Source organism: Tabrizicola sp. (genome assembly GCF_041919135.1).
Classification (GTDB): domain Bacteria; phylum Pseudomonadota; class Alphaproteobacteria; order Rhodobacterales; family Rhodobacteraceae; genus Tabrizicola.
Map to the genome: position 1 here is coordinate 1 of NZ_JAYRUJ010000020.1, position 23,583 is coordinate 23,583.

Sequence of the window (23,583 nt, forward strand, 5' to 3'; positions counted from 1 at the left end):
CGAAGGCCTCGACATCGGCGAAATGGAACTTCAGCTCGGAATAGACCTCGGTCAGCACGATCTTGCTGGCCACGTCCCCCGCCGCATGGCCGCCCATCCCGTCGGCCAGCACCACGAAACCGGCCTCCGCCCCCACCGGGAAATCGGCGGTGATCGCATCCTCCTGATAGTCGCGCGCGCCCTGGCTTATCCCCGAGGCGACGTCATAACGCGGCTCACGCGATCGCCATATCATGCCCGTCTCCTCCGGCCCCGGAGGCCGTCCAGTCGCGGCAGCAGCGTCGCGCCGCCATGGGGCGCGGCCTGCCGGGGCCGGGGGAAGGATCGGATCGATTCGGTGCCGCTGCCAAGGCACGGCAAATACAGCCGCGCCCCTGGCCTGCGGCGCGGCCAGTAAAGGACGTCCATCTTCAATACTCCCTCTCCGGGCGCGGCCGGAGATCCACCCGCTTTTGCACCATTCACCTTCGTCGTTTGCAGCCTGCCGCAGGTCCGGCCACTTCCGTGCCGTTTCTGCAGCCTCTGCCCCGGGATGCTTATGTGCATCCTCGTCCCGGGCAGATCGTTCGACGATCACCAGTCAATACCACAACGTCTTGGTTTAAAATTCCCTTAGACTTTGACCAAAAAATGATCCCAATTCGGTCATTTCACGGTTTGCCCCGGTCAGAGCACACGCGCCACGACATAACCGGCCAGATCGTCCAGCATCTGCCGTAGCGGGTGATCGGGCAGCGCGGACATGGACTGCCGTGCCCGCTCGGCCCAGGCAAGGGCCTCGTCCCGGGCGGCCGCGATCGCGCCGTGCCGGGCCAGGATCGCCATGGCCTGCTCCAGGTCGCCCTCGCGCTGGTCGCCCTTCTCGATCGTACGGATCCAGAAGGCGCGCTCCCCGGCATCGGCCTTCGCCACGGCCTTGATCACCGGCAGGGTCAGCTTGCGCTCGCGGAAGTCGTCGCCGGTGTTCTTGCCGATCACCGCATCCTGCCCGCCGTAATCCAGAATGTCGTCGACGATCTGGAAGGCGATCCCCAGCGCATCGCCGTAATCGTAAAGCGCCTTGATCTGACGATCCGTCGCGCCCGAGATAACCGCGCCCGATTCAGTCGCCGCCGAGAAAAGTGCCGCCGTCTTGCCGCGCACGACCTGCAGGTAGATCGCCTCGTCCGTCGCCAGGTCCTGCGCCGCCGTCAGCTGCAGCACCTCGCCCTCGGCGATCGTCGCGCTGGCATTGGCCAGGATGTCCAGCACCCGCAGGCTGCCGGTCTCGACCATCAACTGAAAACTGCGGGCGAAAAGATAGTCCCCCACCAGGACCGAGGACTTGTTGTCCCACAACAGGTTCGCCGTCGGCCGCCCGCGCCGGCGCTGGCTTTCGTCCACCACATCATCATGCAAGAGCGTCGCGGTATGGATGAACTCCACCGTCGCGGCCAGCTTTTGGTGGTCGCTGCCCCGATAGCCCAGAAGCCGCGCCGCAGCCAGGGTCAGCATCGGCCGCAGCCGCTTGCCCCCGGCCTCGACCAGATGGGCGGTGACCTCGGGGATGCGGGGGGCGTGCTTGCTGGCCATCCGCGCGCGGATCAGCGCATTGACCGCCGCCATATCCTCGGCCAGCCATTCCGCCAGCCGGTCATGCGGCGCCTTCACCTTTGCCTCAGCCACCCCGTCCATCCCCCGCCTTCCGCCTTGCCCCCGGCCGGAAGGCGGGGTTAACTCCATGCCATGAAGGAAATTCTGCGGACGACCGACCCCACGCTGATCGCCTTCGCCACGCATCTTCTTGGTGGCGAGGGTATAGCCACCTTTCCGCTCGACGTCCACATGAGCGTCCTTGACGGCAGCATGGGCATCCTGCCGCAGCGCCTCATGGTGGCCGAGCGCGACCATTTCCGCGCGGTGGCCATCCTGCGCGACAACGACATCCCGACCCGTTGATGTTTGCCGAGGACCAGCTTTCCGACGACAAGTTCCTCTGCGGCCGGTTGCGCCTGTTGCAACCGCTGAAAGGCTATCGCGCCGCGACCGATCCCGTGCTGCTGGCCGCGGCCTGCCCGGCGGAACCGGGGGAAAGCGTCCTCGACCTTGGCTGCGGGGCCGGGGCGGCGGCGCTCTGCCTTGGCTGGCGGGTGCCCGGCCTTGCCCTCGCGGGGCTGGAACTGCAGCCGGATTACGCCGAGCTTGCCCGCCGCAACGCCGGTCGCAACGGCCTGGCGCTTGCGGTCCATGAGGGCGACCTGGCCCGGATGCCCGCCGCGCTGCGCCGCGACTTCGACCATGTGATCGCCAACCCGCCCTATTACCCGCCCGGAGGCAGCCCCTCGCCCCGGCAGGACCGGGCCCGGGCGATGCAGGTCGAGACGCCCCTGGCCGACTGGATCGCCGCCGCCACCCGCCGCCTGCGTCCCGGCGGCTGGCTGACGCTGATCTGCGGCGCCGATGGCCTACCCGAGGTGCTGGCCGCGATGGCCCCCAAGCTCGGCTCGGCCTCGGTCCTGCCGCTGGCCGCGCGGCAGGGGCGTCCGGCGCTGCGCATCCTGTTGCGTGCGCGCAAGGGCGGCCGGGCGGCCTTCCGCCTGCTCGCGCCGCTGGTCCTCCACGCCGGGCCGGCCCATGACGGCGACCGCGAGAGCTATACCGCCGAGGCCAACGCCGTTCTGCGGGAAGGCGCCGACCTTGTCGCGCATTTTCGCTGAACCCGCTGCATCATCCTGTCACGGGGCTGTAACAGGTGATGACACGACTCGCGTTTCGTGGTGCACTCGTCCCATGGGTAGCTTTACAGGAGGACGACCATGACGATCGCATCGCATCTGGTGGAACTGCGCAAGAAGCACGAAACCCTCTCGGCCGAGGTCGAGCAGGCCCAGCGCAGCCCCAGTACGGATGCCCTGAAGATCGCCGAACTGAAAAAGCAGAAGCTGCGCCTGAAGGAGGAGATCGAGCGGCTCAGCACCTGATCCTGGCGCTGGCCCGTGCCGCCAGCGCCGCACCGGCCGTGATCAGCACGGCCGCAAGCGCGATGGTCCAGGTCGGCCGGGCGATCCCGGCCGCCACCAGGGCCAGGGTCGACAGCAGCGGCGCCGCATAGGACGCCACCCCCAAAAGCTGGATGTCGCCCCTTTTCATCCCGATATCCCAGGTGAAGAAGGCCGCGCCGACCGGCCCGATCCCCAGCGCCAGCACGGCCCCCCAACCCAGGGCGCCATCCGGCCACAGCGTCTCCTCCAGCGCCAGATGCGCCGCGACCGACAGCGCCGCCGTGGCCAGGCAGAAGACCGTCACGCTTTCGGTCGGCACATCGCCCAGCCGTCGCGACAGCACGGAATAGCCCGCCCAGACCAGCGCACAAAGGAACGCCAGCGCCAGCCCGGCGGTCGAGCTTGCCGCCCCCTCGCGTCCCAGCACGATCACCGCCGCGCCGGCAAAGGCGATCAGCGCGCCGGTCACATGCGCGGCCCGCAGGCGCTCGCCTGGCAGAAGGCCCGAGAGCAGCACGATGAACAGCGGCCAGAGATAGGCGATCAGCCCGGTCTCGGCGCTGGGCGACAGGCGGAAGGCGGTGAAATACAGGAAGTGATAGCCGAAAAGTCCCATCGTGCCAAAGGCATAGACCTTCCATCCCACCCCCCGCAGCACCCCGAATCCCTGCCGCAGCGTCCAGATCAGGCCGATGCTTCCCCCGATGCCGAAGCAAAGCGCGTTCAGCAGGAAGGGCGGCACCGGGGCGCTGCCGATGGTGAACAGCGCCAAGAGCGACCACATCAGCACTGCCGAGAAGCCGATCCCCGTTGCCCGTCCCTTGCCCATTCCAGCCTCCCGCTCCGGTCCGCCCCGCATAGCCGCCCCGGCGCACAAGGAAAAGGGCCGCCCCGCAGGACGGCCCGATGCCTGTCGATGACTCCTCGCCGACGAGGAGATCGAACGAGGAGGGATCAGACGACGAACTGTCCGCCGTTCGCGCTGATGGTCGAGCCGGTGATGAACCCCGCGTCCTCGCTGGCCAGGAAGACCACGATCCGCGCGATTTCCTCGGGCTCGCCCAGGCGGCCGACCGGGATCAGCGGGATGATGCGCTCGTTCAGGACCTTCTCGTCGATCGCCTTCACCATCTCGGTCGCGATATAGCCCGGGCAGATCGCGTTGACCGTGATCCCGGCCCGCGCGCCCTCCTGAGCCAGCGCCTTGGTAAAGCCGAGGTCCCCGGCCTTGGCCGCCGAATAGTTCGCCTGCCCCGCCTGGCCCTTCTGCCCGTTGATCGAGCTGATCGAGATCACCCGGCCGAACTTGCGGTCGCGCATCCCGGACCACAGCGGATGCGTCATGTTGAACAGGCCCGAGAGGTTGGTGTCGATCACTTCCTTCCACTGGGTGGGGGTCATCTTGTGGAACATCGCGTCGCGGGTGATCCCGGCGTTGTTCACCAGGATGTCGACCGGGCCCAGCTCGGCCTCGACCTTGGCGATGCCTTCCTTGCAGGCGTCATATTCCGCGACCGACCACTTGTAGGTCGGGATGCCGGTCTCCTTGGTGAAGGCTGCGGCTGCCTCGTCGTTGCCGGCATAGTTCGCCGCGACCTTGTAGCCTGCCGCCTTCAACGCGACCGAGATCGCCGCGCCAATGCCGCGCGACCCGCCCGTGACCAATGCAACCCGTACCATCGTGATTCTCCTCATCCAGGTAAGTCAACCTATCCCATTGAAATCCTGTTACCGAAATGAAATCGGGCGCGCAACATTATTGCGCGCCCGATTTCATTTTGCGATCCGCTGCTGCGGCGCAGCGGGGCTTGCGGCTCAGGCGCGCTCCAGGCACATGGCAACGCCCATGCCGCCGCCGATGCACAGGGTGGCAAGGCCCTTCTTCGCGCCCGAGCGGCCCATCTCGAACACAAGCGTGTTCAGGATCCGCGCGCCCGAGGCGCCGATCGGGTGGCCGATGGCGATGGCGCCGCCGTTGACGTTCACGATCGACGGATCCCAGCCCATGTCCTTGTTCACCGCGCAGGCCTGGGCCGCGAAGGCCTCGTTCGCCTCGACCAGGTCCAGGTCGCCGACCTTCCAGCCCGCCTTCTGCAGCGCCTTGCGGCTGGCATGGATCGGGCCGACGCCCATGATCGACGGGTCGAGACCCGCGGTCGCGTAGGATGCGATCCGCGCCAGCGGTTTCAGCCCGCGCTTCGCTGCCTCTTCCTCGGTCATCAGCACGACCGCCGCCGCGCCGTCATTGATGCCCGAAGCATTCGCCGCGGTGACCGAGCCGTCCTTGACGAAGGCGGGACGCAGCTTCTGCATCGCCTCCATCGTCGCGCCGTGGCGGATGTATTCGTCGGCATCCACCACCGTGTCGCCCTTGCGGGTCTTGATGGTGAAGGGGACGATCTCATCCTTGAACTTGCCGGCCTTCTGCGCGGCCTCGGCCTTGTTCTGGCTGGCCAGCGCGAATTCGTCCTGCATGTCGCGGGAAATCTGCCACTGGTTCGCGACGTTTTCCGCCGTCTGGCCCATGTGATAGCCGTTGAACGCGTCCCAGAGCCCGTCCTTGATCATCGAATCGATGAAGTTCAGGTCGCCCATCTTCTGCCCCGCGCGCAGATGCGCGACATGGGGGGAAAGCGACATCGATTCCTGCCCGCCCGCGACGACGATCCGCGCGTCGCCCAGCTGCACGTGCTGCGCCCCCAGCGCCACCGCCCGCAGGCCCGAGCCGCAGACCTGGTTCAGCGACCAGGCGCTGGCTTCCTTGGCCAGGCCGGCCTTGATATGCGCCTGCCGCGCCGGGTTCTGGCCCTGGCCGGCGGTCAGCACCTGGCCCAGGATCGTCTCCTCGACCTCGGCCTTGTCGATTCCGGCGCGGGCGACGACCGCCTCGATCACCGCCGCGCCCAGGTCATGGGCCGCAGTGTTCGCGAACGAGCCGTTGAAACTGCCTACGGCGGTGCGGCCGGCGGCGACGATTACGACATTGGTCATTCCAGATCCTCTCTCTAGCGCCCGGCGACCCGAGAGGGCTTTCGCCGCGTCACCCATGGCCTAAGCGGAACCGGCCGCAAGCGCAAGAATGTTGGCGCAACCAGCGCGATTCCCTATCATTCCGCCAGCGGACCCAGGTTCGGCCGGCCGTTCCGGAAGGCGCGGAAGTCCGGCGTGACCGAGGGTGCGCCGAAGAGATGGCCCTGCATGCAGCCCGTCCCCGCCTCGCGCAGCCACATCGCCTCGGCCTCGGTCTCGACCGCCTCGGCCACGACATACATTCCCATCTCCCGCGCCAGCGCCAGCGCGGCCCGCACGATGACCTGGCTCGTCTCCAGCCGGTCGATGTGGCGCACCAGATTGCCCTCGATCTTCGCGATCTCGAAGCGCAGCTCATGCAGGACCTGCAACGAGACCATGCCGGCCCCGAAATCGTCCAGCGCGAAGACGATGCCGTGGTTGCGCATCTCCGCCATGAAGGGGCGCAGCACGTCGGGCACCTGCATCGCCGAGGCGGCGCTGATCTCGAGGATCAGGTTGTAGCCCAGCTTCGGGCTGTCGCGCAGCGCCTTGCGCAGGATCGACCCCCAGCGCTGATAGCCGACCGACCGCGCCGACATGTTGATCGAGACCCGGATCTGCGGATTGCGCTGCAGGCACATCAGCCCCATCTGCAGGGCGGCGCAGTCGATCTCGCGGCCCAGTTCGGTCTGCTCCACCGCGCCGATGAAGTCCCGCGCCGGGATCACCTGGTCGCGCAGGTTCAAAAGCCGGATGAACCCCTCGAAGAAGCCGATCACCGACGGGTCGGAGGCATAGACCACCGGCTGCCAGGCCAGCCGCATCCGACGGTCCCGCAATGCCCCCGCCACGGTCTTCAGCGTCTCGCGGTCGGCGGCGGCGATCGCGGCGGCCAGCGGATTGGCAAGCGCGGGGTCGCGGTCGAACTTCGACACTTTCGCGTCCTTCATGAAACTCATGCGCAGCCCCCGGGTGCAGTCCGATCCTGATCGACAGCCTGCACCCGCTTCGGTAAACCCCTCGCTAACATCCCAGGGCCGGACCGATGGAAAATCCCGACAATTCGACACGTTGCCCCTGGTGCGGCACCGATCCGCTCTATGTCGCCTACCATGACCGGGAATGGGGTCGGCCCGAACGCGACCCGCACCGCCTGTTCGAACTCCTCTGTCTCGAAAGCTTCCAGGCCGGGCTTTCCTGGATCACCGTCCTGCGCAAGCGCGAGGCCTTCCGCGCCGCCTTCCACGGCTTCCGGCCCGGGGTCCTTGCCTCCTGGGACGAGGCCGATGTCGCCCGCCTGCTGCAGGACCCCGGCATCATCCGCCATCGCGGCAAGATCGAGGCCACGCTTCGCGCCGCCCGCGCCTTCCTGCAGATCGAGGCGGCCGAAGGTTTCTCGCCCTTCCTGTGGTCCTTCGTCGGCGGCGCCCCCCTCGTCAACCATCCCGCCAGCATGGCGCAGGTCCCCGCAAGCACCCCGCAATCCGAGGCGATGTCGAAGGCGCTGAAGGCCCGGGGCTTCTCCTTCGTCGGCCCCACGATCACCTATGCCTTCATGCAGGCGGCGGGCCTGGTGAACGACCATCTGGCCGGCTGCCCCTCCCGCTAGACCCCTTGGACTTTCCGCGCCAAGGGCTCATATATCCGGCAGACAAACCGCAAGGGGGCCAGCATGCTGGGCATGGGCGACAAACCGCAAGCCGACGCGAACCTGATCAAGGACGCAACCGAAGCCAGCTTCATGGCCGACGTGATCGAGGCCAGCCGCGAGGTTCCGGTCATCGTCGATTTCTGGGCCACCTGGTGCGGCCCCTGCAAGACGCTCGGCCCGATGCTGGAATCCGCCGTGACCGCCGCCAAGGGCAAGGTCCGCATGGTCAAGGTCGATGTCGACCAGAACCAGCGCATCGCGGGGCAGCTGCGCATCCAGTCCATCCCCACCGTCTATGCCTTCTGGCAGGGCCAGCCGGTCGACGGCTTCCAGGGCGCCGTGCCCGCGTCCGAACTCAAGGCCTTCATCGAGCGTGTCTCCGCCCTTGCCGGGGACGGCGGCCTGGCCGAGGCGATCCAGGCGGCCGAGGACATGCTGACCGAAGGCGCCGCCGCCGACGCGGCCGAAACCTTCGCCGCCATCCTGGGCGAGGAACCGGAGAATGCCGTCGCCTATGCCGGTCTTGCCCGCGCCCATCTCGCCCTTGGCGATCTCGACCAGGCCGAGGCGCTGATTGCCGCCGCTCCCGCTCCGGTGGCGAAGTCCAAGGAGCTGGACGCCGCCCGCGCCCAGCTGGAACTGGCCCGGCAGGCCGCCAATGCCGGCCCCGAGGCCGAGCTTCGCGCCGCCGTCGAGGCGGACCCGAACGACCACCAGGCCCGCTTCGACCTTGCCGCCGCGCTTCTGGCGGCCGGAAACCAGAAGGAAGCCGTCGACGAATTGCTGGAACTGTTCCGCCGTGACCGCGAATGGAACGAGGGTGCGGCCAAGACCCAGCTCTTCACCATCTTCGAGGCGCTCAAGCCGCAGGATCCGATCGTCCTTGCCGGCCGCCGCCGCCTCTCGTCGATGATATTTGCCTGAGGCGGGCAGCGGGCTATGTCCCTGCCCATGTTCAGCGCGTCAGACCTGCCGGAGGTGATTCCGGTCTTCCCCCTGCCCGGAGCCCTCATGCTGCCCAGGGCCCGCCTGCCACTGCACATTTTCGAGCCGCGCTATCTTGCGATGATCGAGGACTGCCTGAAGACCCCGCACCGGCTGATCGGCATGATCCAGCCGCGCGAGGCCCCGGCCTCGGAAAGGCGCGAGGGCGAGACGCTCCTGCAGGCCATCGGCTGCGCCGGACGTATCACCGGCTTTTCCGAAACCGAGGACGGGCGCTACATGATCACCCTTTCCGGCATCTCGCGCTTTCGCCTGCGGGATGAGGTGCAGGGCTTCACCCCCTACCGCCGCTGCCTGGTGGACTGGACCTCCTTCACCCGCGACCTCGGCCCGGCCGAGGAGGACCCCGGCTTCCGCCGGGGCGAGTTCATGGCGCTTCTCGGCCGCTATTTCGTCAAGATGAACCTCTCGACCGACTGGGACAGCCTGAAGGAGGCCGAGGTAGAGCTTCTGATCAACTCGCTCTCCATGCTCTGCCCCTTCTCGCCCGAGGACAAGCAGGCCCTGCTTGAAGCCCCGACCCTCGCCACAAGGCGCGAGACCATCGTGACCCTGATCGAGTTCGCCCTGCGCGGCGGCTCGGATGAGGAGATCCTGCAATGACCGAACCCGCCGATCGCCGGATGCTCGAGGCGCTGGTCTGCCCGGTGACCCATGCGATCCTGACCTATGACGCCGAGAAGCAGGAGCTGATCTCCAAGGCCGCCCATCTCGCCTTTCCGATCCGCGACGGCATCCCGGTGATGCTGGTCGGCGAGGCGCGCGAACTGTAGCGGCTGCGAGATCCCAGGATGCGCCACAGCGCGCCATCCCGCAGGCCGGCATGGTTGCCAAACCCCTAACGCCGACAGCCAACCCGTTGAAATCCCGTGCGGAATGCTGCCTGTCCACTGTGGACAGCCTTCAGATCGGCCTGCCCGCCAGAAGTTTCGGCAGTTCCCCCGTCAGCCCCGCCGCCTGCCGGATGAACCCCCGCCGCAGCCCCGGCAGGGCCGAGACGAGACCCATCCCCAGGTCGCGCCCCAGCCGGAGGACCGGGTTGTCGCTGGAAAAGACCCGGTTCACCGCATCCATCCCCAGCGCCAGCGCCGTCGCGTCGAACCGCCGCCAGCGCTGGTATTCCTCCAGCGCGACCGGAGAGCCCACATCCTCCCCCCGCCGCCTGGCCAGGATCAGCACCTCGGCCAGCGCCGCCACGTCGCGCAGCCCCAGGTTCAGCCCCTGCCCCGCGATCGGATGCACCCCATGCGCCGCGTCCCCCACCAGCGCGACCCGGTCCGCCACGAACCGCTCGGCCAGCGACAGCGAGAGCGGGTAGGTGAACCGTGTCCCGGCCAGGCTGATCTCGCCCAGGAAGTCCCCGAACCGGGGCCGCAGGGCCTCCAGATACCCGGCATCCGGCAGGGCCTGGATCGCCTGCGCGACCTCGTCGGTCTCGCTCCAGACGATGCTGGAGTGGTGCCCGCCCTTCAGCGGCAGGATCGCCAGCGGGCCCGAGGGCATGAAGAACTGCTGCGCGACCCCTTGGTGGTCCTTCTCGTGCCGGATCGCCGTGACCAGCGCGGTCTGGCCGTAGCCCCAGCCGATCCGCCTGATCCCCGCCCGCGCCGCCACGCCCGAGCCGCGTCCGTCGCAGCCGACCAGCAGCCCCGCCACCAGCCTGCGCCCCGAGGCCAGCGTCACCGCCACGCCCGAGGCCGAGACCTCCTGCCCCACCACCGTCTCGCCCGAAAGCAGCGTGATGCCCGGCGTTTCTCGCATGGCGGACAGGAAGGCGGCATAGAGGAAGCGATCCTCGAGCATGTGGCCCATCGGGCCTTCCTCGATCTCGGCCGCGTCGAACTGCAGGAAGAACGGCGCCGCGCCTTCGCCCGCGCGGCCGTCGCTGGCCTTGATCTGCAGGATCGGCTGCGCCTTGTCGGCCACCGCCCCCCAGACCCCGATCGCCTTCAGCAGCCGCACCGAGGCGATGGCCAGCGCATAGGCCCGCCCGTCGAAGCCCGCCTCGGCCCGGTCCGGTGCCGGGCGCGCGTCGACGACCGTGACGCGGAACCCTCCCTGCGCCAGGGCCAGGGCAAGGGCGGGGCCGTTCAGCCCCCCGCCCGCGATCAGGATGTCGGTGTCCCGGTTCATGCCCCCTACATATCCCGCACGGCCCGATTGTCCATGCGTCTGCAAGCCGCTACCTTCGCCGAAAATGGGGAGAGCCATGACCGGAACCTGGGCGAACATGACCGCATCCGACCTTGGACGCGAGATCGACAAGGGCCGGATCCATCCGGTCGAACTGACCGAGGCGTTCCTGGACGCGATCGAAGGTCACCCCCTGGCGTCCCGGATCTACGCCCGCAGCACCCCGGCCCGCGCGCGGGCAGAGGCCATGGCCGCGGCGAGCCGGGCCAAGACGGGGATGCGGCGGGGGCTTCTCGACGGGGTGCCGGTCAGCTGGAAGGACCTGTTCGACACCGCCGGCGTGGCGACCGAATCCGGATCGGCCCTGCTGAAGCACCGCACCCCCGCCCGGGATGCGGCGGTGCTGGAGACCGCGACGCTGCAGGGGCTGGTGTGCCTGGGCAAGACGCATATGTCGGAACTGGCCTTCTCGGGCCTTGGCCTCAACCCGGTGACGGGGACGCCGCCCTGCCTGAACGATGAGCGCGCGGTTCCCGGCGGATCGTCCTCGGGCGCGGCGGCCTCGGTAGCTTTCGGACTGGCTCCGGCGGCGATCGGCTCGGACACCGGCGGTTCGGTGCGGATCCCGGCGGCCTGGAATGATCTGGTGGGGCTGAAGACGACGCATGGCAGCCTGCCGATGGCGGGCACGGTGCCGTTGTGCGAAGGCTTCGACACGATCGGCCCGCTGGCGCGCACGGTCGAGGATTGCGCCCAGCTTCTTGCCGCGCTCAGCGGCGCCCGCGCGGCCGACCTGACCGGCGCGAGCCTTGCCGGCGCCCGGCTGGCAGTGCTGGAAACCGTGGCGCTGGACGATCTGCGCGACCGCCCGGCAAGTGGTTTCGAGGATGCCGTCGCCCGCCTGGCCCGGGACGGGGCGACGATCACCCGCATCCAGGCGCCGGAGGCGGCCGAGGCCCTGTCCCTTGCCGGGATCCTGTTCACCGCCGAGGCCTATGGCATCTGGCGCGAGACGATCGAGGCCGCGCCGGAGAAGATGTTCCCCCGCATCCTGGAGCGGTTCCGCTCGGGCGCCACGGTTGCCGCCACCGATTTCGTGGCCGGGTGGCGGCGGCTGGCCCGGATCCGCGAGACCTGGGCCGCGCGCACGGCGGCGTTCGATGCGGTGCTGCTGCCGACCTCGCCGATCCTGCCGCCCGAGGTGGACCGGCTGATGACCGACGACGCCTATTATGTGACCGAGAACCTCCTGGCGCTGCGCAACACCCGGATCGGCAACCTGATGGGGGCCTGCGCCCTGACCCTGCCGACCTCGCAGCCGTCCTGCGGGATCAGCCTGATGGCCGGTCCGGGCCAGGAGGCGCGGCTCTTGCGGCTGGGATCGGCGGCGGAACGCGCGCTGCGGTAAGCCTGAAAATCTTCGTCGAAAATTTTCAGGCCCGGGACACCGCGCGCAAAAGCCACAACTGCGAACCTCAAGCCTCTCACTGCGAAGGGTTTTTCTGGACCTCGCGCCTGCGCCCCGCTATCCTTGCCACAATTGGGGCGATCAGACCCCTGACTTGAGGCAGCAATGGCTTTTCCTGAGCGGTTTTCGAACCTGCCGGATTATGCGTTTCCGCGTCTGCGGAAACTTCTGGACGCGCACGCCCCCGGCGGCGAACCCATCGCCATGACCATCGGCGAGCCGCGCCACGCGATGCCGGAGTTCGTCGGGCCGATCCTTGCCGCGAACCTGTCGGGCTTCGGCGTCTACCCGCCAAACGACGGCACCCCCGAGCTTCTGGCCGCCATTTCCGCCTGGATCGACCGCCGCTATGGCGTCACCGTTCCGGACGACCGCCTGATGGTGCTGAACGGCACGCGCGAAGGCCTGTTCAACGCCTGCATCGCCCTTTGCCCCGAGACCAAGGGTGGCAAGCGGCCGGTGGTGCTGATGCCGAACCCGTTCTACCAGGTCTATGCCGTGGCGGCGCTGGCCGTGGGGGCGGAACCCGTCTATGTCCCCGCCACGGCGGCCACCGGCTTTCTGCCCGATTACGGCAGCCTGCCGCCCGAGGTGCTGGACCGGGTGGCGCTGGCCGATATCTGCTCGCCGGCCAATCCGCAGGGCGCGGTCGCCTCGGCCGATTATCTGGCCGATCTGCTTGCCCTGGCCGAAAAGCACGATTTCACCGTGCTGGCCGACGAGTGCTATTCCGAGATCTGGCGCAAGGCCCCGCCGCCGGGCCTGTTGCAGGTGGCCGCCGCGCAGGGTGCCGATCCCGAGCGCGTGGCGGTGTTCCATTCGCTGTCCAAGCGGTCGAATCTGCCGGGCCTGCGGTCAGGCTTTGTGGCTGCGGGGCCCGAGAGCATGAAGCGCATCCGCCAGCTTCGCTCCTTCGCCGGGGCGCCGCTGCCCCTGCCGCTACAGCGCGTGGCCGAGGCCGCCTGGGCCGACGAGGGCCATGTCGCCGCCAGCCGGGCGCTTTATCAGGCCAAATTCGCCGACGCCGACCGGATCTTTGCGGGCGTCCAGGGCTACAAGGCCCCGGACGGCGGTTTCTTCCTCTGGCTGCCGGTCGAGGATGGCGAGGCGGCGGCGCTGAAACTCTGGCGCGAGACGGGGGTGCGGGTGCTGCCCGGCGCCTATCTCTCGCGCGATGTCGGGGGCCCGAACGGAACGGACAACCCCGGCGCGGGCTACATCCGCGTGGCGCTGGTCGCCACGCCAGAAGAAACGCAGCGCGGGCTGACCATGCTTCGCGACTGCATCTATGGGTGAGGGACCAATGGCATCCTTTCAGGCACGGCAGCGCGATCCGCTTCTGGACCAGGGCACGCAGGCGATGCTGGAGCGCCGCGGGCGCGAGCTTATGGGGCTGGTCCTGATCCTTGTCGCGCTGGGCTTCACCCTGATCCTGGGCAGCTACTCGGCCGAGGACCCGGGCTGGATGGTCGCCACCGACGAGCCGGCGCAGAACATGCTGGGCCGGTTCGGGGCGGCCGTCGCCTCGACCCTGACCATCCTGATCGGCAAGGGCGCCTGGGCGATCCCGGTGATCTTCGCGGTCTGGGGCGGCCGGTTCATGCTGCACCGGGGCGGCGAGCGGGCGCTGGGCCGGGTGGTCTTTGCCGTCGTCGCCGTGGCCTTCGCCGCCGTCCATTGCGCCACGCTGGTGCCGGGGGATACCTGGACCCATACCTTCGGCCTGGGCGGCCTGTTCGGCGATACGGTGCTGGGCTCGCTGATCGGGGTCATGCCGGGCAGCGCGGGCTTCGGGCTGAAGCTTCTGTCGCTGCTGACCTTCGGCGGGCTTGTCGCCTTCATGCTGTATGTCACCGGCTTTGACCGGGCCGAATTGCAGGCGATCGGGCGCTTCCTCCTCCTCGGCTCGATCCTGGGCTATAACGCGGCGGCGACGGCGCTTGGTTCGGGCGCGCGCGGCGCGCTGACCGGGGCGGTGGCGCTGCAGGATCGCGCCCGCAACCGGGCCGCGCCGCTCTCGGCGCGCGAGGCCGGCCTGCGCCACGCCGTGCCGCCGGTCATGGCGCCCGAGCCGCTGCGCGCCAGCCAGGCGCGGGCGACGACGCTGCGCGCCGATCCGCGCCAGCCCGAGCCTGCGCCCGCGCCGCAGCCGAAGCTGGGCCTGCTGGCCCGCCTGCGCCGCAATGCGATCCCCGAGCCCGAGCCGGAACTGATCGAGCCCGAGGCCCCTTCCTGGAACGAGGCCATGCCGAGCGAGGACCGGATCAAGGCGCGGATTTCCGACGTGATCCGCACCCGCGTCCAGCGCAGCCCGGATTTCCCCACCGCGCCGCCGCCGCTGCCGCCCGCCGCAAGGATCGAGCCGCCGGTGATGCGGCCGAAGGGGCCCACGCCACTGATCGCCGATACCCGCCCGCTGCCGCGCAGCGCCCCGCCGCTGTCCGCGCCGCCGTTCCAGGCCGAGATCGAGGCGGAGGATGACGACCTTTCCGTCAACATGTTCTCGCAGGAAGACGCAGGCTGGAACGATGGGGCCGAGGCGCTGGACGACGATCTGGACGATCTGGATGCCTTCGACGACACGCCCCCGGCCCGGCCGATGGCCTTTGCACCCGACCGCAAGGCGGTGGTGCAGCATGCGGTGAAGAAGCCCGCCCCCTCGCGGCAGGCGATGGCGGAAAGCCAGCCCGCGCTGCGCTTTGACGAAAAGGCCCAGGCCTACGAGCTTCCGCCGCTGTCGCTGCTGGCGTCGCCGGTCGGCATCGCCCGCAACCAGCTGTCGGACGAGGCGCTGGAGGAAAATGCCCGGATGCTGGAATCGGTGCTGGACGATTACGGCGTCAAGGGCGAGATCACGGCGGTCCGCCCCGGCCCGGTCGTGACGATGTACGAGCTGGAGCCTGCGCCGGGCCTGAAGGCCAGCCGGGTGATCGGGCTGGCCGATGACATCGCGCGGTCGATGTCGGCGTTGTCTGCCCGCGTGTCCACCGTGCCGGGCCGCAGCGTGATCGGCATCGAACTGCCGAACGCGCACCGAGAGAAGGTGGTGCTGCGCGAAATCCTCGCCGCCCGCGACTTTGGCGACAGCCACCTGCGGCTGCCGCTGGCCCTTGGCAAGGACATCGGCGGCGAGCCGGTGGTGGCGAACCTTGCGAAGATGCCGCACCTTCTGATCGCCGGGACCACGGGGTCGGGAAAATCGGTCGCGATCAACACGATGATCCTGTCGCTGCTTTACAAGCTGACGCCCGAGGAATGCCGGTTGATCATGATCGATCCGAAGATGCTGGAACTTTCCGTCTACGACGGCATCCCGCATCTCCTCTCTCCTGTCGTCACCGACCCGAAGAAGGCGGTCGTCGCCCTGAAATGGGTCGTGGGCGAGATGGAGGAGCGTTACCGCAAGATGTCCAAGATGGGCGTGCGGAACATCGAGGGCTACAACGGTCGCGTCCGCGAGGCCCTGTCGAAGAACGAGATGTTCAAGCGCACGATCCAGACCGGCTTTGACGAGGAAACCGGCGATCCGGTGTTCGAGACCGAGGAATTCGCGCCGCAGCCCTTCCCCTATATCGTCGTCATCGTCGACGAGATGGCCGACTTGATGATGGTCGCGGGGAAAGAGATTGAGGCCTGCATCCAGCGCCTTGCCCAGATGGCGCGGGCCTCTGGCATCCACCTGATCATGGCGACGCAGCGGCCGTCTGTCGACGTGATCACCGGCACGATCAAGGCGAACTTCCCGACCCGGATTTCGTTCCAGGTGACGTCGAAGATCGACAGCCGCACCATCCTGGGCGAACAGGGGGCGGAACAGCTCCTCGGCGCCGGGGACATGCTCTACATGGGCAACGGGGCGAAGATCACCCGTATCCACGGGCCTTTCGTCAGCGACGAGGAAGTGGAGGAGATCGTCAACCACCTGAAGAGCTTCGGCCCGCCGGTCTATATGTCGGGCGTGGTCGAAAGCGTGGATGACGAGCGCGACAACGAGATCGACATGGTCTTGGGCCTGAATTCGGAAGGCGACGATACGCTTTACGATCAGGCCGTCGCCATCGTGGCCAAGGACCGCAAGTGCTCCACCTCCTACATCCAGCGGAAACTGGGGATCGGCTACAACAAGGCCGCCCGCCTGGTCGAGCAGATGGAGGAGGAAGGCGTCGTCACCCGCGCCAACCATGTCGGCAAGCGCGAGATCCTGGTCGAGGAACGCTAGTCGCTGCCGCTTCCGGCCGGGGGTGGCACGTCCGGATTGCCCTTGGCCCGGTCACGGACCAGGGCGGTGCGGCCGAGCAGCATCATGGTGACGGGCGTGGTGATCAGGAGGAAGACGCCGATCACCACCTCATGCACCACCGCGCGGTCCTGCAGCCAGGACCAGGAGAGGAGCGAGGCGATCAGGATCGCCGCCGCGCCCCAGCTGGTGCCCAGCGTCGGGGCATGGATACGGTCGTAGAAGCTGCGCAGCCGGACGAGGCCGAGGGTGCCCAGAAGCGTCAGCGTGCTGCCGAGGACCAGGAACAGCGCCACCGGCACCGCAAGCCAGAGCGGAAGCGGGTCCAGCCCGGTCATTCGATCACCTCGCCGCGCATCAGGAACTTGGCCAGCGCCACATTGGACACGAAGCTGGTCACCGCGATCACCAGCGCGGCCTCGAACAGGAAGATCGAGCCAAGCCGCAGGCCTGTGGTCACGAACAGCAGCATGACCGAGACATAAAGCGCGTCCAGCGCCAGCACCCGGTCCTGCGCGCGCGGACCGATCAGGATGCGCACGGCGGCAAGGCAGGCGGCCAGCGCCAGGGCGAGCTGGGCGAAGGTCAGCGCGGCAAGAAGCAGGGCGGCGGTGGTCATGCGAAAGCCTCCAGCAGCAGGGCCTCATATCGGGTGCGGATCAGGTGCCGCCATTCCTCGGGATCCTTCAGGTCGAAGACATGCAGCAGAAGGACGCCGGTGGCCCGGTCATGCTCCAGCCAGGCGGTGCCGGGGGTCCCGGTGATGATCATCGCCAGCAGCGCCAGCCCCACGGGATCCTGCAGCCGAAGCGGAATCTCGACGAAGCCGGATTTGCGATGGCGGCGGCTGGAGACGATCAGCACCGCCACGGCCGCGTTGGAGCGGACGATGTCCAGCGCCACCACGCCTGCCAGCCGGACCAGCGCCGTGACCGAGCGCAGGCGGGTCGGCCCGGTTTCCAGCCGCGCATAGACCAACCCCGCGCCGATGCCGACGGCGGTGCCAAGGACCAGATGGCCCAGCGAGGCCCGGGTAAGAACCAGCCACATCAGGATCAGGGCCAGGGTCAGCAGGGGATGCGGCAGGATGCGGCTCATGGCCTGCTCTCCCGCCCGTCGGCCGCACGCGGGGCGCCCAGGACGCCCTCGGCATAGATCGTGGGCGAGATGATCGCCCGCGCTGTCTGCTGCATATAGCGCATCGTGACCTCGGCCTTGAGGGTCAGGACGAAAAGCAGGCTCACCAGCACCAGGACCGGCGCGATTTCCAGCGCCAGCACGCGAGGCGGTTCGGAATCCGTGGCCCAGAAGGTCTGGATGCCGATGCGGACGAGGCCGATCAGCGTGGCCAGGCCCGACAGGATCACCAGCGCGACGAAGGCCCAGCCCAGGGCCGGGACCGGCAGTTCGGCCGCGAGGATGCCGCGCAGCATCCCCAGCTTGCCGATGAATCCCGACAGCGGCGGCAGGCCGGTCAGGGCCAGGGCGCAGACGCTGAACGACAGGCCCAGCACCGCCAGCGTTCCGGGCACGGCCAGGCCGACCTCGGGCTGTTCCTCACGCTCGTCCAGGCCATAGGCATCGGCGGTCAGCGCCAGAAGGGCGGCGATCCCGCCTTCCTCGCGGCTCATCGGCTCGATCAGCAGGAACAGCGCCGCCGTCGCCAGGGTAGAGCTGAGCAGATAGAACAGCGCCCCCGCCAGGATGCCGGTCCCCGCCCCCTCCAGCACGAAACCGGCCGAGGCGAGCACCGTGCCCGAGGACACCAGCACCAGATGCGCCGCCATCCGCCCCAGGCTTTGCGAGGCGAGGACGCCGAGGAAGCCATAGGCCACCGTCGCCAGGCCCCCGGTGATCAGCACCAGCGCGCCATGGCCCGCCGACACCCCCGCCGCCGCGCCGAAGACCAGGAAGGAGAGGCGGATCAAGACATAGACGCCCACCTTGGTCATGATCGCGAACATGGCGGCCACCGGCGCGACGCTGGCCATGTAGGCGGTGGACAGCCAGAAGGACAGCGGCCAGATCCCGGCCTTGATCAGGAAGGCAACCGCCATGATCCCCGCCCCCGCCTGCAAAAGCGCGCGCGGCTGTTCCTCCAGCCCCCAGACCAGGGTCGACAGATGCGCCATGCTGAGCGTGCCGGTCGCGCCATAGACCAGGCTGACCCCGATCAGGAACATGAGCGAGCCGGTCAGGTTGACGGCGATGTAATGCAGCCCGGCCCGGATCCGCAGCTGACCCCCGCCATGCAGCAGCAGGCCGTAGGAGGCCGCCAGCAGGACCTCGAAGAAGACGAAGAGGTTGAACAGGTCGCCGGTCAGGAAGGCTCCGTTCAGGCCCATCAGCAGGAACTGGAACATGCTGTGGAAGTGTTGCCCCTGCCGGTGCCAGCCGGCGGCCGAATAGATCAGCGCCGGCAGGGCGAGGAGCGCGGTCAGCACCAGCATCATCGCCGACAGCCGGTCGATCACCAGTACGATGCCGAAGGGGGCGGACCAGTCGCCGAGCAGGTAGAAGCCGATGTCGTTGCCGCCGGTCAGCTCGCTGCCCTTGGACCGGACCAGAAGCTCGGCCGCGCTGAGCAGCATCGCCGTGACGGCGATCAGGCCGATGACCAGCTTGGTGCGCCGCTGCCGCTCGTCATAGACCAGCATCAGCGCCCCGGCGAAGAACGGGATCAGGATCGGCGCGATGATCAGATGTTCAGGCGAAAGACTCATGGCTCGCGGTCCTGTCCGTCGACGTGGTCGGTCCCCGTCACCCCGCGCGAGGCGATGATGACCACGAGGAACAGCGCCGTGGTGGCGAAGCTGATCACGATGGCGGTCAGCACCAGCGCCTGCGGCACCGGATCGGCATAGGCGGTCGGATCGACGAAGCCGCCGCGCGGCATCACCGGCGCGGCGGCCATGGTCAGCCGCCCCATCGAGAAGATGAACAGGTTGACCGCATAGGACAGCAGGCAAAGCCCGACGATGACCTGGAAGGTCCGCGGCCGCAGGATCAGCCAGATGCCCGAGGCGGCAAGGACGCCGATGGCGAGGGACAGCACGATCTCCATCACGCGGCCTCCCGTTCGGCGGCCTGTTCGCGCTCGCGCAGGCGGGCGATGCGCAGCGACTGGTGCGCGATGGCGATCAGCATCAGGACCGTGGCGCCGACCACAAGCGCAAAGACCCCGGTGTCGAAGATCAGCGCCGTGGCGGCCGGGATCTCTCCGATCAGCGGCAGGGTGACATAGCGCGAATGGGCGGTCAGGAAGGGATAGCCGAAGATCAGCGCCCCCAGCCCGGTCAGCCCGGCGATCAGCAGGCCCACTCCCATCCAGCGGATCGGCAGCACGGTCAGCCGGGTCTCGACCCAGCGGACATCATGCGCCAGATACTGCAGCAGGAAGGCGATCGACAGCGTGACCCCGGCCGAGAACCCGCCACCCGGCAGGTCATGGCCGCGGATGAACAGATAGGCCGCGACCAGCATCAGCACGGGGAACATCCAGCGCATGATGACCGCCGGCACCAGAAGCGCATCGGCAAGCTGCGCGGCTTCCTCGGGGCTGGCGGTCTTGAACGAGTCGAGGCTTTCCTGCGCGGGGCGGAAGCGGCGCAGAAGGACGTAGACGGTGATCGCGACGATGGCCAGAACCGTGATCTCGCCGAAGGTGTCGAAGGCGCGGAAATCCACCAGGATCACATTGACCACATTGGTGCCGCCGCCTTCCTTGTAGGCATTGCGCAGGAACCAGTCGCCGACATTCGGAACCAGGGGCCAGGTCAGCAGCACATAGGAGACCGCCGCCAGCCCGGCCCCGCCGACCAGCGCGATCACCAGATCGCGGAACCGGCGCAGATGGGCCGCGGCCAGACGGTCGCCCGGGATCTCCTCGCGCCGTTTCGGCAGCCAGCGCAGGCCCAGCACCAGAAGGACGGTCGTCACCACCTCGACCAGGAGCTGCGTCACGGCAAGATCGGGCGCCGAAAGCCAGGCGAAGGTGAGGCAGGTGACCAGCCCGGCGCCGCCGAGCAGGATCAGCGCGGCGAAACGGTGATACTTGGCCATCCAGGCCGATCCCACGGCGCAGGCGCCGCCGGCCAGCCACATCGCGGCGAAGGCCGGATCCAGCGGATTGCCCAGCGGCTGAGACGAGGGTGCGAGGCTTCCCCACAGGGCCACCGCCGCCGCCGCGACGGCGGCCAGCACCGCGAGGCGGAGCTGCGGTTGCAGGCGCTCGGTTCCGAAGATGTCGTGCAGGAAACGCGGTGCGCGCCAGGTCGTGACCAGCAGCACCCTCTCGAACAACCGTTGCGCCCGCAGGCGGTGCAAAAGCGGCGGTCCTTCTGGTCCCTCGGCGATCCGCGCGCCGAACAGCGCGACCAGAACCACCCCTCCGGCCAGGGCCACCAGGCTCATCACCAAGGGCAGGTTGAACCCGTGCCAGATCGCGATGTCCTTGTAGGGCAGGTTCCGCCCAAGGACCGCCCGCGCTGCCTGGTTCAGGACCGGACCCAGCGTCAGGCCGGGCAGCATCCCGATCACCAGGCAGGCCAGCACCAGAAATTCCACCGGCCGCCGCATCCAGGCGGGGGGCTCGTGCGGGGTTTTCGGCAGATCGACCGGGGGCGGGCCGAAGAAGACGCTGGTGATGAAGCGCAGCGAATAGGCGACCGCGAAGATCCCCGCCAGCGTCGCGAACCACGGCAGCGAGTTGTCCAGCCAGGTGCCGTTGTGCCAGTCGGCGGCCTCGGCGAAGAACATCTCCTTCGAGATGAAGCCGTTCAGAAGCGGCACCCCCGCCATCGCGGCCGAGGCAACGATCGCCAGGCTTCCCGTCTTCGGCATCAGCCGCATCAGCCCGCTCAGCCGCCGCATGTCGCGCGTGCCGCTCTCGTGGTCGATGATCCCGGCGGCCATGAACAGGCTGGCCTTGAACACGGCATGGTTCACGATGTGGAAGATCGCCGCCAGGATCGCGCCGTTGCTGCCGATCCCGGCCAGCGCGGTGATCAGGCCCAGGTGGCTGATCGTGGAATAGGCCAGGAGACCCTTGAGGTCGTGCCGGAACAGCGCGATGAGCGAGCCGAGCACCAGCGTCGCCATCCCGGTCCCCGTGACCAGGAAGAACCACAGTTGCGTCTCTCCCAGAACCGGGGAGAAGCGGATCAGCAGGAACACCCCGGCCTTCACCATGGTCGCCGAATGCAGGAAGGCCGAGACCGGCGTGGGCGCGGCCATCGCACCCGGCAGCCAGAAGTGGAAGGGCATCTGCGCCGACTTGGTGAAGCAGCCCAGCAGGAACAGGACCAGCACCAGCGGATACAGCGGATGCGCCCGCACCACCTCGCCCGCGGCCAGCACCCGGTCAAGGTCGTAGCTGCCCGCGATCTGCCCCAGGATCAGCATGGCCAGCAGCAGGGCCATCCCGCCGATCCCGGTCACGATCAGCGCCATCCGCGCCCCGTCCCGCGCGGCCTGACCCTGGTGCCAGTAGCCGATCAGCAGGAAGGAGACCAGCGAGGTCAGTTCCCAGAACACCACGAGCATCAGGATGTTGCCCGAGATGAGCATGCCGACCATCGCGCCGGTAAAGACCATCAGCACGCCATGGAAGCGCGGCACCGGGTCGGAAGGCGACAGGTAGTAGCGCGCGTAGATCAGCACCAGGATCGCGATGCCATAGACCAGCGTCACGAAAAGCCAGACGAAGGCGTCCATGCGGAAGGCCAGGTCCAGCCCCAGCGACGGCACCCAGCGCAGCGTGGTCCGCAGGATCTCGCCGTTCTGAAGCGAGCCGCGCAGGACGACCAGGATCGCCAACCCTGCCGCCAGGATCAGCCCCGAGGACCAGGCCGCGGCGCTGTGCGCCCGCGAGGAAACCGTGCTTGCCACGGCGGCCGCCAGAAAAGGCAGGCCGGCGAGGATCAGAAGCAGGTTTCCTTCCATCATGCCCCGATGTCGTCCCTCTCGCCGGATTGCCGCCGCCGACGCACGCAGCCCGACCGTTGCCGCAGGGTGCGGATCGGCCATTCCAGCATGCATCGGAAGTCTCTTGCCATGATCAAAGGCTTTCGCCTGCCGAATCAAGTCCTTCGCGAGCGTGTTTCAGCCCGGTCACGCAACTGTTTGGCCGATGTTGCCCCCCGGCATCAGCCATGCCCCGGCCGGGCCCTCCTGCGCCATTCCCGCGGGAGTTCCGGCCGGGGCAGCGTCAGGCCGCCGCCGGTCGCATCGGGATTGGGGCCGTCGATCAGCATGTCGTTGGGGCACGCCCGGACCAGTGCCGCGCGGTCGGTGATCGTCACCGTCTGACCCTTCATCTGGACGCCATCCGTCGCCAGCGATCGAAGCGCGCGCGAGAAATTTTCGGCGGTCATTCCCAGATAGGAGGCAACCAGCCGCTTTTCGACCTGCAGCACGAAACGGTCGGCGCGTCCGGCAAGCTCGGACTGTTCCAGCAGGTAGCCGGCGATCCGCTCGCGCGAGCTGCGCAGCTTGAGGTTCTTCGCGTGCCGCGCCATCGAGCGGAAAGCCTCGGCAAGCTCGTCCACGATCGAGACCGCGAACTCGGCATCCTCGCGGAAGATCGCGCGAATCCCGGGGGCGGGGACAAGAAGGATGCGGGTCTGTTCGAGTGTCCGGGCCGACATCAGATAGGGCAGGTCGCGGATGCAGGCCGCAAGGATGAAGGTCCCGACGGGCCGCACCACCGCCATGGTCGTACTGGCGCCCTGCCAATCGGCAAACAGCTCGACGCTACCCTCGAGCACCACATGCAGGAAGTCGGCGCCCTGGCCCTGGCGGAACAGCTCCAGCCGGGGAGGAAACCGCTGAGCATAGGTGCCCTTCATCACGGCCTCGAACGAGGAGGGCCGCATGCTGCGAAACAGCGGCAGGCGACGGACCTCGTCGAAATCTTCGGCACGCACGAAAAGTCACCTCTTACCAGTTCCGGCCAGAGCAAGGGCACAACTGACAAATATCAAATCGGGGTCCGAAGTATACCGAAAAGCACGGCGGATTTCCGCAACCGCGGGTTCGGGCAACCGTGCAATACGGCTGCTTTCCCCTTTTCTTGCAGATATTTGCCGAAGTCGTC

23 protein-coding genes and 1 pseudogene are annotated in these 23,583 nt (G+C 68.2%); 10 read left to right on the top strand and 14 right to left on the bottom strand.

Features of this window, described 5'->3' with window-relative positions:
• Together ACE3UA_RS13995 and ACE3UA_RS14000 are read right to left on the bottom strand one after the other, a co-directional pair.
• A pseudogene (locus tag ACE3UA_RS13995) lies at positions 1-232 on the bottom strand (serine/threonine-protein phosphatase); the annotation flags it as partial.
• Between the two features lie 434 nt (positions 233-666).
• Positions 667-1,674, bottom strand: coding sequence for a polyprenyl synthetase family protein (locus tag ACE3UA_RS14000; RefSeq protein WP_374646134.1), 1,008 nt, complete (start codon positions 1,672-1,674; stop codon positions 667-669).
• Between the two features lie 51 nt (positions 1,675-1,725).
• On the opposite strand from ACE3UA_RS14000, the gene ACE3UA_RS14005 reads away from it, so the two are divergent.
• The 3 genes from ACE3UA_RS14005 to ACE3UA_RS14015 all read left to right on the top strand — a co-directional run bounded on the left by ACE3UA_RS14005 (position 1,726) and on the right by ACE3UA_RS14015 (position 2,960).
• Positions 1,726-1,938: a DUF2007 domain-containing protein gene (locus ACE3UA_RS14005; protein ID WP_374646136.1), complete on the top strand. Its 213-nt coding sequence runs from the start codon at positions 1,726-1,728 to the stop codon at positions 1,936-1,938.
• Entirely contained in the window at positions 1,938-2,696 is a 759-nt protein-coding gene (locus ACE3UA_RS14010; protein WP_374646139.1) for a tRNA1(Val) (adenine(37)-N6)-methyltransferase, read from the top strand. Before ACE3UA_RS14005 ends, ACE3UA_RS14010 begins: the two co-directional genes overlap by 1 nt.
• A gap of 99 nt (positions 2,697-2,795) precedes the next feature.
• Positions 2,796-2,960 carry a YdcH family protein gene (locus tag ACE3UA_RS14015; protein ID WP_197646864.1) on the top strand — a complete coding sequence of 55 codons (165 nt, stop codon included), beginning with the start codon at positions 2,796-2,798 and terminating at the stop codon, positions 2,958-2,960.
• Here ACE3UA_RS14015 and ACE3UA_RS14020 read toward each other — a convergent pair.
• The 4 genes from ACE3UA_RS14020 to ACE3UA_RS14035 form a co-directional block, all read right to left on the bottom strand.
• Positions 2,950-3,810 (bottom strand): DMT family transporter, encoded by an 861-nt coding sequence (locus ACE3UA_RS14020; RefSeq protein WP_374646141.1) that lies wholly within the window; start codon positions 3,808-3,810, stop codon positions 2,950-2,952. The two genes, ACE3UA_RS14015 and ACE3UA_RS14020, sit on opposite strands and share 11 nt — an antisense overlap.
• A 125-nt stretch (positions 3,811-3,935) precedes the next feature.
• On the bottom strand, positions 3,936-4,661 hold the full coding sequence (gene phbB / locus ACE3UA_RS14025) for an acetoacetyl-CoA reductase (protein ID WP_374646143.1): 726 nt from the start codon (positions 4,659-4,661) through the stop codon (positions 3,936-3,938).
• 135 nt (positions 4,662-4,796) lie between these two features.
• On the bottom strand, positions 4,797-5,972 hold the full coding sequence (locus ACE3UA_RS14030; RefSeq protein WP_374646145.1) for an acetyl-CoA C-acetyltransferase: 1,176 nt from the start codon (positions 5,970-5,972) through the stop codon (positions 4,797-4,799).
• Positions 5,973-6,088: 116 nt separating this feature from the next.
• Positions 6,089-6,952: an EAL domain-containing protein gene (locus tag ACE3UA_RS14035; protein WP_374646147.1), complete on the bottom strand. Its 864-nt coding sequence runs from the start codon at positions 6,950-6,952 to the stop codon at positions 6,089-6,091.
• Positions 6,953-7,038: 86 nt separating this feature from the next.
• Here ACE3UA_RS14035 and ACE3UA_RS14040 point away from each other — a divergent pair, with 86 nt between their 5' ends.
• From ACE3UA_RS14040 to ACE3UA_RS14055, 4 genes are all read left to right on the top strand, one after another.
• Positions 7,039-7,602: a DNA-3-methyladenine glycosylase I gene (locus tag ACE3UA_RS14040; RefSeq protein ID WP_374646149.1), complete on the top strand. Its 564-nt coding sequence runs from the start codon at positions 7,039-7,041 to the stop codon at positions 7,600-7,602.
• A 63-nt stretch (positions 7,603-7,665) separates the two neighbouring features.
• Entirely contained in the window at positions 7,666-8,568 is a 903-nt protein-coding gene (gene trxA / locus ACE3UA_RS14045) for a thioredoxin (RefSeq protein WP_374646151.1), read from the top strand.
• 27 nt (positions 8,569-8,595) lie between these two features.
• Positions 8,596-9,252, top strand: coding sequence for an LON peptidase substrate-binding domain-containing protein (locus ACE3UA_RS14050; protein ID WP_374646255.1), 657 nt, complete (start codon positions 8,596-8,598; stop codon positions 9,250-9,252).
• Positions 9,249-9,422: a Trm112 family protein gene (locus tag ACE3UA_RS14055; RefSeq protein ID WP_374646153.1), complete on the top strand. Its 174-nt coding sequence runs from the start codon at positions 9,249-9,251 to the stop codon at positions 9,420-9,422. The genes ACE3UA_RS14050 and ACE3UA_RS14055 overlap by 4 nt, the downstream gene beginning before the upstream one ends.
• A gap of 130 nt (positions 9,423-9,552) precedes the next feature.
• On the opposite strand, the gene ACE3UA_RS14060 is transcribed toward ACE3UA_RS14055, so the two are convergent.
• On the bottom strand, positions 9,553-10,782 hold the full coding sequence (locus ACE3UA_RS14060; RefSeq protein WP_374646155.1) for a UbiH/UbiF/VisC/COQ6 family ubiquinone biosynthesis hydroxylase: 1,230 nt from the start codon (positions 10,780-10,782) through the stop codon (positions 9,553-9,555).
• Between the two features lie 76 nt (positions 10,783-10,858).
• Between ACE3UA_RS14060 and ACE3UA_RS14065 the strand changes: the two genes are divergently transcribed.
• The 3 genes from ACE3UA_RS14065 to ACE3UA_RS14075 all read left to right on the top strand — a co-directional run bounded on the left by ACE3UA_RS14065 (position 10,859) and on the right by ACE3UA_RS14075 (position 16,469).
• On the top strand, positions 10,859-12,190 hold the full coding sequence (locus ACE3UA_RS14065; protein ID WP_374646157.1) for an amidase: 1,332 nt from the start codon (positions 10,859-10,861) through the stop codon (positions 12,188-12,190).
• Between the two features lie 165 nt (positions 12,191-12,355).
• Positions 12,356-13,546: an aminotransferase class I/II-fold pyridoxal phosphate-dependent enzyme gene (locus ACE3UA_RS14070; RefSeq protein WP_374646159.1), complete on the top strand. Its 1,191-nt coding sequence runs from the start codon at positions 12,356-12,358 to the stop codon at positions 13,544-13,546.
• Between the two features lie 7 nt (positions 13,547-13,553).
• Positions 13,554-16,469 (top strand): DNA translocase FtsK, encoded by a 2,916-nt coding sequence (locus ACE3UA_RS14075; RefSeq protein WP_374646161.1) that lies wholly within the window; start codon positions 13,554-13,556, stop codon positions 16,467-16,469.
• Here the strand turns inward: ACE3UA_RS14075 and mnhG are convergent.
• From mnhG to ACE3UA_RS14110, 7 genes are all read right to left on the bottom strand, one after another.
• On the bottom strand, positions 16,466-16,825 hold the full coding sequence (mnhG, locus tag ACE3UA_RS14080) for a monovalent cation/H(+) antiporter subunit G (protein ID WP_374646163.1): 360 nt from the start codon (positions 16,823-16,825) through the stop codon (positions 16,466-16,468). The genes ACE3UA_RS14075 and mnhG overlap by 4 nt on opposite strands.
• A complete protein-coding gene (locus tag ACE3UA_RS14085; RefSeq protein ID WP_374646165.1) occupies positions 16,822-17,106 on the bottom strand; it encodes a K+/H+ antiporter subunit F in 285 nt (94 codons plus the stop codon). The genes mnhG and ACE3UA_RS14085 overlap by 4 nt, the downstream gene beginning before the upstream one ends.
• Positions 17,103-17,585, bottom strand: coding sequence for a Na+/H+ antiporter subunit E (locus ACE3UA_RS14090; RefSeq protein ID WP_374646167.1), 483 nt, complete (start codon positions 17,583-17,585; stop codon positions 17,103-17,105). The genes ACE3UA_RS14085 and ACE3UA_RS14090 overlap by 4 nt, the downstream gene beginning before the upstream one ends.
• Positions 17,582-19,210: a monovalent cation/H+ antiporter subunit D gene (locus ACE3UA_RS14095; RefSeq protein ID WP_374646169.1), complete on the bottom strand. Its 1,629-nt coding sequence runs from the start codon at positions 19,208-19,210 to the stop codon at positions 17,582-17,584. Before ACE3UA_RS14095 ends, ACE3UA_RS14090 begins: the two co-directional genes overlap by 4 nt.
• A complete protein-coding gene (locus ACE3UA_RS14100; RefSeq protein WP_374646170.1) occupies positions 19,207-19,551 on the bottom strand; it encodes a Na+/H+ antiporter subunit C in 345 nt (114 codons plus the stop codon). Before ACE3UA_RS14100 ends, ACE3UA_RS14095 begins: the two co-directional genes overlap by 4 nt.
• The gene (locus ACE3UA_RS14105; RefSeq protein WP_374646172.1) at positions 19,551-22,433 is read right to left on the bottom strand and encodes a monovalent cation/H+ antiporter subunit A; all 2,883 of its coding nucleotides are present in this window, start codon (positions 22,431-22,433) and stop codon (positions 19,551-19,553) included. Before ACE3UA_RS14105 ends, ACE3UA_RS14100 begins: the two co-directional genes overlap by 1 nt.
• Positions 22,434-22,633: 200 nt before the next feature.
• The gene (locus tag ACE3UA_RS14110) at positions 22,634-23,413 is read right to left on the bottom strand and encodes a cyclic nucleotide-binding domain-containing protein (RefSeq protein ID WP_374646174.1); all 780 of its coding nucleotides are present in this window, start codon (positions 23,411-23,413) and stop codon (positions 22,634-22,636) included.
• Positions 23,414-23,583 lie beyond the last annotated feature (170 nt).